Raw genomic sequence first — 6,299 nt, 5'->3', positions numbered from 1 at the left:
CCCGAGGCACCTACCGCATCGCCTCCGGCCTGCCCGCCGCCGCCGCCGAGGAAGAGGCGCTCGGCTGGCTGCTCGCCGGCTACCGCTTCACCCGCTACGCCGGCGAGACCCCCGAGATGCCGCGCCTCGTCGCTCCCGAGCGGGTCGATGCGCCAAGGGTCGAGGTGCTCGCCGCCGCCGAGGCACTGACCCGCGACCTGGTGAACACCCCCGCCTCCGACATGGGGCCGGAGCAGCTCGAGGCTGCGGCGCGTAGCCTTGCCGCCGAGTTCGAGGCCGAAATCGAGGTGACCACCGGAGACGCACTGCTCGAGAAAAACTTCCCGATGATCCACGCCGTGGGGCGTGCCAGCCCGCGCGCGCCGCGGCTGATCGACATGCGCTGGGGCACCACCGGCCCGAAACTGACGCTGGTCGGCAAGGGCGTCTGCTTCGACACCGGCGGGCTGAACCTCAAGCCGGGCAGCTCCATGGGGCTGATGAAGAAGGACATGGGCGGCGCCGCCAACGTGTTGGGCCTTGCCCGGATGATCATGGCGCTGGGGCTCAAGCTGCAGCTGCGGGTGCTGATCCCGGCGGTGGAGAACTCGGTCTCGGGCGATGCCTTCCGCCCGCAGGACATCCTCACGTCGCGCAAGGGGCTGACGGTCGAGATCAACAACACCGACGCCGAGGGCCGGCTCGTGCTGGCCGACGCGCTGGCGCTGGCCGACGAGGAGAAGCCCGACTTCATCCTGTCGATGGCAACGCTCACCGGTGCCGCCCGGGTCGCGGTTGGCCCCGATCTCGCGCCCTTCTACACCGATGACGAGGGCTTTGCGGACGCGCTCACCAAGGCCAGCGGCCCGGCGGCGGACCCGGTCTGGCGCATGCCCTTCTGGGAGCCCTACGAGGACAAGATCGAGCCCGGTATCGCCGATCTCGACAACGCCCCCTCGGGCGGCATGGCGGGCTCGATCACCGCGGCCCTCTTTCTGCGCCGCTTCGTGACCGAGACGCGCTACGCCCATTTCGACATCTATGCCTGGAACCCGGCGCCGGCCCCGGCTCGGCCCAAGGGTGGCCTGGGGCAGGGGCCGCGTGCCATCCTCGGCGCGCTGCCGCAGGTGCTGGGCCTGTGAAGGACGCCGTGCTGATGGACCGCCGTCTCACCCCCGCCAATGGCCGCGTTGCCGCCGCTCACCTGCTGGGGCAGGTCGAGGCGCAATACTTCACCGAAGGCGAGGAAGTTTCGGTCAGCGCCGACGTCGCCGACCTGCTGAAATCCCCGGGCGGCGCGCGCGACCGGCAGCTGACCTACGGCGCTGCCGTCACCGTTTACGAGCGGTATGAGGGTTGGGCTTTCGTGCAGGCGCAAGCGGATGGCTTCGTAGGCTATGTCTCGGAAGAGGCCCTCGGCCTGCGCACCGAGCCCACCCACCGCGTCGCCACCCGCGCCACCCACGCCTATGCCGAGGCCAACCTCAAGACGCCGGACCGCGCCTTCCTGACCCTCGGCGCGCGGCTCTGCGTGTCCGGCCAGTCGGGCGCCTTCCTCGAAACCGAGACGGGCTTTGTCCCCGCCGGTCACCTGTTGCCGCTGGATCGGCCGGAACCCGACCCGGTCGCGGTCTCCGAGCGTCTGCTCGGCACGCCCTACCTCTGGGGCGGTAACTCGGCGATGGGCATCGATTGTTCGGGGCTGGTGCAGGCCGGGCTGCTGGCCTGCGGCATAGACTGCCCCGGCGACAGCGACCTGCAGGCGCGGGCGCTCGGCGAGACCCTCGCCCCCGGCACCCCGCCAAAGCGCGGCGATCTCTTCTTCTGGAAGGGTCACGTTGCCTGGATCGCCGACCCGCAGACCCTTCTGCACGCGAACGCCTTCCACATGGCCGTCGCTTATGAGCCCATTGCCAGCGCGCTTGCGCGCATCGAGGGGCAGGGCGAGGGCCCCGTCACCCGCCACGCCCGCCTGACCGGAGCCTGAGATGACCAGCGATCCCTTCTTCCACCCCGTCTCGGGCATGGACCTGCCGCGCTACGCCGGCATCCCCACCTTCATGCGGCTGCCGCTGGTGCAGCCGGGTGACGCGCGTTTCGAAGAGGTCGAGATCGGCCTCGTCGGCGTGCCCTGGGACAGCGGCACCACCAACCGCCCCGGCCCGCGCCAGCTGCGCGACGCCTCGACGATGATCCGCGCCGAGCACGGGCATTTCGGCATCCGGCCCTTCGAGGCCGCGGCCTGCGCCGATCTCGGCGACGTCGGGCCCAACCCCGCAGATATCCAGGACAGCATGGCGCGGATCACCGCCTTCTACGACCAGATCGTCGCGGCTGGCATCCGGCCGCTCACCGGCGGCGGAGACCACCTCTGCTCGCTTCCCGTGCTGCGCGCGCTCGGCAGGGCAAAGCCCTTGGGCATGGTGCATTTCGACAGCCATACCGACCTCTGGGACAGCTACTTCGGCGGCTTCAAGTATACCCATGGCACGCCCTTCCGCCGGGCGGTGGAGGAGGGGCTGCTCGATCCAAAGCGCATCGTGCAGATCGGCATCCGCGGCCCGATGTACGACCAGGAGGATCGCGACTTCGCCAAGGCGGAGGGCATCCGCATCATCCCCATCGAGGAGTTCCACGCCCGCGGCGTCGCCGACGTCATGGGTGAGGCGCGCGAGATCGTCGGAACCGAGCCAACCTACGTCAGCTATGACATCGATTTCGTCGATCCGACCTTCGCGCCCGGCACCGGAACGCCGGAAATTGGCGGGCCGAATTCCTACCAGGCGCTACAGGTGGTGCGCGAGCTGATGGGGCTGAACATTGCGGGTGCGGACCTCGTCGAGGTTTCGCCGCCCTTTGACACCTCGGGCGGCACCGCCTTCCTTGGCGTGACGATCATGTTCGAACTGCTCTGCGCCATGGTCGGCCAGGGCAAGTGAATTTCCGGTCCGCGCGGTCACGCCGCGCGGATCATTCCACCGCGCGGATCAGCTTGCGTTCGAGCACCCGCAGCACGGTCTTCAGGTCGTGCCCGCGCTTGAGGACCTGCCCCTCCATGGTGATCACCGCGTATTCGCCCTGCCGCTGACGCAGTTTGGGACGTTTCTCGATGCGGTAGAGTGGATGTTCGGCGGTGCGCCGGAAGACGGAAAACACCGCCACGTCCCTGAGCGAAGAGATCCCATAGTCGCGCCATTCCCCGGCCGCCACCATGCGGCCATAGAGCGAGAGGATCACGTTCAGCTCGGTCCGGTGAAAGGCAACCACATCGCTGCCCTGTCCCGGAAATGGTGTCAGGCTGTTCATCCTTCAAAGCTGCGCCCGATGTGGTCACAAATCAAGGCCCCGCGCGCATCTCGGGCGCTTAAGCCCTTCTTTCGGGTCCGAATATCCTGCGGGGCGCAGGCGGTCTTGTGACGGGAGGCCGCCTCTCGCGGCGCTTTTCAACTCCCCGAGAGCATCCGCGAGATCGACAGCGCGTAGCGGTCGGTCATGCCGGAAACGAAATCCGCCAGCCCGTGCAGCGCGGTCTCGGGGGTGCCAATGTCGCGCAGGTCAAGCGAGAGCGCCCGGGCGATCTGCGCCGGGTGACCCTTCAGCGCCGAGGCCTCCCAGCCCGCCGCCGCCAGCGCATCGAAGACCGGCAGCACCCCATCCAGCACGTTGCGGATCACCTGCCGCCCCGAGATCTCCAGCTCGGTCTTGCGGCGCGAGGTGAAGATGCGCTCCTGCGCCAGCGTGCCGATCTGGGCAAAGCTATCTCCGCAGGCCGAGACGTCGACCAGCGCGGCAGAAAAGCTGCCGTCCATGATCGCGGCGTAATTCTCGCGGAAGGCGGCAACGCAGGCCTCGATTGCCCGGCCGATGGCCAGCGCGCGCAGCAGGGCGATCTCCTCGGTGCGGGTGTAGCCGCTGGTGTCGCGGTTGGGCCTCCCGGCAAGCTCGTTCAGCGCGTCGCGCACGACGTCGAAGGGCAGGTCGCCCGAGGTGAAGGCATCCTCGAGATCAACGATGTTATAGCAGATGTCATCCGCCGCCTCGACGACGAAGACCAGCGGATGGCGTCGCCACCAGCGGCCCGCGGCGCTCTCTTCCATTGGCAGGCCGCAGCCCTGCGCCACCTCGGCAAAAAGCGCCTCCTCCCCGGAAAAGACGCCGAATTTCTTCAACCCGACGTAGCCCTTGCACAAGTCGTCTGGCAGGCCCGCGCGGGTCGCGGCGGTGGCGGGGTACTTCATGAAGGCACCCAGCACAGCCTTCGACAGGCGCATGCCGCCGGCATTGCGGTACATCTCGAGCCGCGTGACGATCCGGAAGCCCTGCGCGTTGCCCTCGAAGGCGGTGAACTCCGGGCGCAGCGCGGGGTCGAGATCGCCGCAGAGCCCGCGCCCGGTGTCGAAGCGCTCGGCGAACCAATTGCCGATCGAGGCCTCGCCAGAATGGCCGAAGGGCGGGTTGCCAATGTCATGCGCCGCGCAGGCGGCCTGCACCACGTTGGCGAGGCTGTAATCCTCGTGCGGGCCGATCTCGCCCTCACCGATCAGCCAGTCGCCGATATGCATCGCCAGCGAGCGTCCGACGCTGCCGACCTCGACCGAATGGATCAGCCGGTGGTGGATGTGGTCGTTCTCGTAGAGCGGGTGCACCTGGGTCTTGTTGGCGAGCCGGCGGAAGGGGGCCGAGAAGACGATACGGTCGTGATCCTGCACGAAGATCGACCGGTTGCGCCCCTCGACGTAGCTCGAATCGCTCAGCCGTTCGGCGCAAAGAAGCTCGGTCCACAACATCGCTCGTTCCCCCGGTCTGGTCCCTTGCACACCTAGCTGAGAGCGGGGGGGAGGGGAAAGCCGCCCGCGCCGTTTCTTCCAAGGTTCAAATATCCCCGGGGGAGCCCGCGCAGCGGGCGGGGCAGAGCTCCGAAGGTGACGTAACCGCCCCTGCGCCCGGATCCAAAAGTTTCCGATCCGCTCCAGCCTGCGCAAGCAATCCCCGAAAAAGCGACGCAATGGGTGCATTTCACACCTTGCTCGAATCCATCCGCTCCCGTAGATGCGGCAGCGGGACACCCTTCCCCAACGAAGGGCGACTATCTGTAAGGTTAGAGATACATGGCTAGACCACAACCGTCCGCGCGGCCGGCAAACCCGCGCTTTTCTTCCGGCCCCTGTGCCAAGATCCCCCATTTCTCGCTGGACATGCTGTCCGATGCCCCGCTCGGTCGTTCGCACCGCGCCAAGGTCGGCAAGGACAAGCTGAAGGCTGCCATCGAAGGCACCCGCGAGATCCTCAACATTCCCGCCGATTACAATATCGGCATCGTCCCCGCCTCCGACACCGGTGCGGTCGAGATGGCGATGTGGTCGATGCTCGGCGCCCGCAAGGCAGAGATGCTGGCCTGGGAATCCTTCGGCGCAGGCTGGGTCACCGATGTGGTGAAACAGCTCAAGATCGACGCCGAAGTGAAGACCGCCGACTACGGCCGGATCGTCGACCTCGCCACGGTGAACTTCGACAATGACGTCGTCTTCACCTGGAACGGCACCACCTCCGGCGTGCGCGTGCCCAATGGCGACGCGATCCCCGCGGACCGCGAGGGCCTGACCATCTGCGATGCGACCTCGGCCGCCTTCGCGCAGGACCTGCCCTGGGACAAGCTCGATGTCACCACCTTCTCCTGGCAGAAGGTGATGGGCGGCGAAGCGGCGCATGGCATGATCGTCCTGTCGCCCCGCGCCGTCGAGCGTCTCGAGAGCTACACCCCCGCCTGGCCGCTGCCGAAGATCTTCCGCATGACCAAGGGCGGCAAGCTGATCGAGGGCATCTTCGTCGGCGAGACGATCAACACCCCATCGATGCTGGCGGTCGAGGACTACCTCGTCGCGCTCGAGTGGGCGCGCAAGATCGGTGGCCTCAAGGCTTTGCAGGAACGCGCGGACACCAACGCAAAGGTTCTCTGGGACTTCTGCGACCGTCACGACTGGATCGCCAACCTCGCCGAGGATGAGGCCACCCGGTCCAACACCTCGGTGTGCCTGAAATTCACCGACGACCGGATCAAGGACGGCGCGGCCTTTGCCAAGGCGGTGGCCAAGAAACTCGAGACCTATCACGTCGCCTATGACATCGGTGCCTATCGCGACGCCCCGTCGGGCCTGCGCATCTGGTGCGGTGCCACGGTCGAGACCGCCGACATCGAGGCGCTGACGCTCTGGCTCCAGTGGGCCTTCGAGACCGAGATCGAGGCACAGGCCGAAACGGCCTGATCCCCAAGTTTTGACGAATTTGCGGGACCGCGCGGGCGGTCCCGTCTCTCCTCGCAT

Annotated in this window: 6 protein-coding genes; 4 read left to right on the top strand and 2 right to left on the bottom strand. The window is 67.5% G+C overall.

The window, feature by feature from the left end:
* The 3 genes from CLG85_RS23000 to speB all read left to right on the top strand — a co-directional run.
* A partial coding sequence (locus tag CLG85_RS23000) for a leucyl aminopeptidase family protein (protein WP_260350097.1) occupies positions 1 to 1,121 on the top strand: 1,121 nt, incomplete at its 5' end.
* A gap of 11 nt (positions 1,122 to 1,132) precedes the next feature.
* Positions 1,133 to 1,966 (top strand): C40 family peptidase, encoded by an 834-nt coding sequence (locus CLG85_RS22995; protein ID WP_176476641.1) that lies wholly within the window; start codon positions 1,133 to 1,135, stop codon positions 1,964 to 1,966.
* A gap of 1 nt (position 1,967) precedes the next feature.
* Complete coding sequence (gene speB / locus CLG85_RS22990; protein ID WP_095883025.1) at positions 1,968 to 2,918, top strand: agmatinase; 951 nt, start codon at positions 1,968 to 1,970, stop codon at positions 2,916 to 2,918.
* 31 nt (positions 2,919 to 2,949) lie between these two features.
* On the opposite strand, the gene CLG85_RS22985 is transcribed toward speB, so the two are convergent.
* Positions 2,950 to 3,285 (bottom strand): DUF2794 domain-containing protein, encoded by a 336-nt coding sequence (locus CLG85_RS22985; protein ID WP_095883024.1) that lies wholly within the window; start codon positions 3,283 to 3,285, stop codon positions 2,950 to 2,952.
* Between the two features lie 137 nt (positions 3,286 to 3,422).
* Positions 3,423 to 4,766 (bottom strand): dGTP triphosphohydrolase, encoded by a 1,344-nt coding sequence (dgt, locus tag CLG85_RS22980; RefSeq protein ID WP_095883023.1) that lies wholly within the window; start codon positions 4,764 to 4,766, stop codon positions 3,423 to 3,425.
* Between the two features lie 321 nt (positions 4,767 to 5,087).
* Between dgt and CLG85_RS22975 the strand changes: the two genes are divergently transcribed.
* Positions 5,088 to 6,242 carry a phosphoserine transaminase gene (locus tag CLG85_RS22975; protein WP_095883022.1) on the top strand — a complete coding sequence of 385 codons (1,155 nt, stop codon included), beginning with the start codon at positions 5,088 to 5,090 and terminating at the stop codon, positions 6,240 to 6,242.
* The last annotated feature ends 57 nt before the right edge of the window (positions 6,243 to 6,299 follow it).

Origin of the sequence: Alloyangia mangrovi, assembly GCF_002300555.2 — a bacterium.
GTDB classification, from domain to species: Bacteria; Pseudomonadota; Alphaproteobacteria; order Rhodobacterales; family Rhodobacteraceae; genus Salipiger; species Salipiger mangrovi.
The sequence above is the reverse complement of the archived record's forward strand: the minus strand, read 5'-3'. Positions and strand labels throughout refer to the sequence as shown.

Coding starts and splice junctions, on each gene's coding strand:
- CLG85_RS22975 (WP_095883022.1), top strand. CDS start 5,088: ATGGCTAGACCACAACCGTCCGCGCGGCCGGCAAACCCGCGCTTTTCT.
- dgt (WP_095883023.1), bottom strand. CDS start 4,766: ATGTTGTGGACCGAGCTTCTTTGCGCCGAACGGCTGAGCGATTCGAGC.
- speB (WP_095883025.1), top strand. CDS start 1,968: ATGACCAGCGATCCCTTCTTCCACCCCGTCTCGGGCATGGACCTGCCG.
- CLG85_RS22985 (WP_095883024.1), bottom strand. CDS start 3,285: ATGAACAGCCTGACACCATTTCCGGGACAGGGCAGCGATGTGGTTGCC.